The organism is Actinomyces stomatis (assembly GCF_031292835.1).
Taxonomy (GTDB): Bacteria; Actinomycetota; Actinomycetes; order Actinomycetales; family Actinomycetaceae; genus Actinomyces; species Actinomyces stomatis.
In genome coordinates, this window is sequence record NZ_JASPEP010000049.1 from 1 (window position 1) to 3,312 (window position 3,312).

At 75.1% G+C, this 3,312-nt stretch carries 3 protein-coding genes; 1 reads left to right on the top strand and 2 read right to left on the bottom strand.

Annotated elements, in window-relative coordinates; genetic code table 11:
* The coding region (locus RIV12_RS13000; RefSeq protein WP_309324434.1) for a TadA family conjugal transfer-associated ATPase at positions 1-965 on the bottom strand (965 nt) is incomplete at its 3' end.
* Positions 953-2,101, bottom strand: a complete 1,149-nt coding sequence (locus RIV12_RS13005; RefSeq protein ID WP_309324438.1) for a nucleotide-binding protein — start codon at positions 2,099-2,101, stop codon at positions 953-955. The genes RIV12_RS13000 and RIV12_RS13005, both read right to left, overlap by 13 nt.
* Before the next feature lie 340 nt (positions 2,102-2,441).
* Between RIV12_RS13005 and RIV12_RS13010 the strand changes: the two genes are divergently transcribed.
* On the top strand, positions 2,442-3,312 hold an 871-nt coding region (locus tag RIV12_RS13010; RefSeq protein ID WP_309324436.1), incomplete at its 3' end, for an HAD family hydrolase.

Here is a 3,312-nt window from a genome sequence, read left to right on the forward strand (position 1 = left end):
TCGAGTCCCGCGAGCGCCCCCAGGGCGGTCAGGCGGGCGGGCACGTCGGCGGGCGAGTTGGCGTGGAGGGTGGCCCAGCCGCCCTCGTGCCCGGTGTTGAGGGCGGTGAGGACGTCGCGCACCTCGGGCCCGCGGCACTCGCCCAGGACGATCCGGTCGGGCCGCATGCGCAGGGCGGTACGCACCAGAGAGGTCATGGAGACCGCCCCGACGCCCTGGACGTTGGCGCCGCGCTCCTGGAGGTGGACGACATGGGGGTGGTGGGGGCGCAGCTCGCTGGCCTCCTCGATGCACACGATGCGTTCGGTGACCGGGACGAGTCCGAGCAGGGCGGCCAGGAGGGTGGTCTTGCCGGTGCCGGTGGCGCCGGTGACCAGGCAGCTGGCGCGGCCGGTCACGAGGGCGGCCAGGACCTCGTCGAGGCCGGGGGCGACGGTGCCGGCGGCGGTGAGCTCGTCCAGGGTGAAGCCGCGGCGGCGCTTGGTGCGCAGGCTGATGAGGGTGCCGTCGGCGCTCAGGGGCGGCAGGACCGCGTTGAGGCGGGTGCCGTCGGGCAGGGTGGCGTCGACGACGGGGCAGGCGTCGTCGAGGCGCTTGTGGGCGGAGGCGGCCATGCGCACGGCCAGGGCTCGCACCTCGGGCTCGTCCATGGCGGCTGCGGGGACGGGTTCGAGGCCGTGTCCCCGGTCGATCCAGGTGCGCCCGCCGCTGACGAGGACGTCGGTGACGCCGTCGGTCTCGATGAGGGGCTGGAGGAGTGGCCCGGCGCCGTCGACGTCGGCGCGCACCCGCTGCCCGAGACGCGCCATCCCCACCTGTCCGGTGGCGGGTGCGGCGGCGTCGTTGAGGGCCTCATCCAGGCCCACGCCGCGTGCCAGGGCGCTGCGGACGCGGGCGAGCTCGGGGCCGTCGCCTCCCGCGACCCCACCGGGGACGCCGGGCTGATCGGGACTCACCGGGACCATGGCTGCCTCCTGGACTGATTCGTTAACGGATTCGTTGACGGATTCGGTGGCCGGCTCGTTGACTGGTTCCCCGTCTCCCGGGGTCCTCGGGCGGCTACCGCATCAGCCGGATCGGGGGTGGGTCCGGCGGCGCTCCTCGCCCGGTTCGGTGCCGCAGCGCCAGGGAGCCGGGGCAGCAGCTCCCGGGCCAGGGCGCTCGCGGCGCGCCGGATGGCCGAGCGGGCCCGAACCGGGTCCTCCCCGAGGGCCAGCCGCTTGGCCAGGACCCGGTCGGTGGGGACCTGCCCCAGGACCGGGCAGCCGGTGATGAGCTCGAGGTCCTCGGCGAGGACGTCCTCACCCACCTGGCGCACCACGAGCCAGACCGGCACCCCCGCAGCGGTGTCGGCGGCTTCGGTACCGCCGGGCACCGCACCCCGCAGTCGTGAGACGATGCCCTCGGCGGCGATCGCCGAGCGCAGGTCGAGTCCGGTGACGATCAGGACCCGGGCTCCCGGGGGCGGGAGCGCTCCTCGGGGCAGGTCCACCAGGACGACGTCGTGCTCGGCCCGCATCGCCTCCAGGACCGCCTCCACGCAGGGCCGGGGCCCTCCGCGCACGTCCCCGGTGAGGACCGGCATGGCGTGCCACACGGGCAGGGCCCCGACGAGGTGGCCGGGCCGGAAGGCCGACTCCTCGGCCGGCAGGTCCGCCCAGCGCAGCCCGGTCAGGACGCTCTCCCCGCACAGGAGGTCCAGACCGCCGGTGGGGTCGAGGTCCATCATCGCCACCCGCCTGCCCGCGCGGCCCAGCGCCCACGCCAGGTGCAGCAGCAGGACGCTGGCCCCCAGGCCCCCGCGGGCACCGGTGACGGCCAGGACCTGGGCGACGTGGCCCGAGTGCTCTGTCCCCTCACACGCCCTGTCCTCCGTCGCCCGCGCGTCTCCACCGGACTGCACAGGCCGGCCGGCGGAGGGCCTCAGGGGAGGGAAGGAGACATCCCGACCGTCCCACACCTGCGTGCGCCCCGGCGCAGCCTCGTCCCCCGGCTCCGCCACTGCCGGAATGGTCAGTGTCTCCATCTCCTCCGTCTGCTCCGCCTGCTCCACCTGCCATGTGCCGTCCCCCGCGGGCACGCGCACCTCCCTCACAGGCATCCTCACCGACATCGTCTCCCTCTCCCACATGTCTCCACCGTCCTGCCGTGTCTTCCCCGCGGCCTGCCGGCCGTCTCCACGGCTCCCCGACCGGCGCCCCGCACGGCGGTACCGCGGGGACCGCAGCACCGCGGGCGGCTCCCCACCAGGGTGCGGGCCCGCCCGCGGCTGCGCCCATCGACGTCGTCGGGCCTGTGGAGACGGGTTGCAGAAACGGGCCTGTGGCCCCGCGCCCGCTGCAGCCGGTCACAGCCGGCCACGGAACCGTCGGCGATGACGGAGGCCACTGCGGGGCTGACACGCCTGACACCGGGGTCCGGCTCGTGATGTGATGGGGGGCATGAGCGCGCAGGACCGCGCAAGCGACCCCTCCCGACTGACAGCGACGTCACCGGTGACGGCACCGACCGTCCCACCGGTGGCGCCGGAGCGCTCCGCCGCCGCCCCCTCACCCACCGGGCACCGCGCGGCGGCCTACTTCGACCTGGACAAGACGATCCTGGCGACGTCGTCGACCTGGGCACTGGGCACCCCGATGCGGCGCAGCGGCCTCATCTCCTCACGGGCCCTGGCCCACGGGCTCATCGCCCAGCTCCCCTATCTCCTGGTGGGTGCCGGCGCCCGGCGGTCCAGCAGCCTCATGGAGCACCTGGCCCTCATGTCCGCCGGCATCAGCCGCCGCGACCTGGTGGAGGTCGTGGAGGGAGCCCTGACCACGGCGATCGAGCCGGCCGTCTACGCCGAGGCCCTCGACCTCATTGAGGGTCACCGCCGGGCCGGGCACGACGTCGTGGTGGTCTCGGCCTCCATCACCGAGATGGTCTCCCCCATCGCCCGCCTCGTCGGGGCCGACCGGGCCGTGGCCACCCACATGGAGGTCGGCGAGGACGGCCTGTTCACCGGGCGCATCTCCCGCTCCATGCTGCACGCGGAGAAGGTGGTGGCGCTGCGCGAGGACGCCGCCGCCCACGGCATCGACCTGTCCCGGTGCTGGGCCTACTCCGACTCCATCTCCGATGAGCCGATGCTCAGCGCCGTCGGCCATCCCGTCGCGGTCAACCCCGACCGGGACCTGCGGCGCCTGGCACAGGAGCATGACTGGCCGGTGCGCGACTTCGCCCGCCCGGTGCGGCTGCGGCCGCGCTGGGAGCCCCCGAGCCTGTCGACCCGGGCCTCGGTGATCGCTCACGTGGCCGGTGTGCTGGCCGTCG

Bases quoted from the DNA above. Each gene is read 5' to 3' on its own strand.
- RIV12_RS13005 (WP_309324438.1), bottom strand. From the start codon at position 2,101: ATGCCTGTGAGGGAGGTGCGCGTGCCCGCGGGGGACGGCACATGGCAG.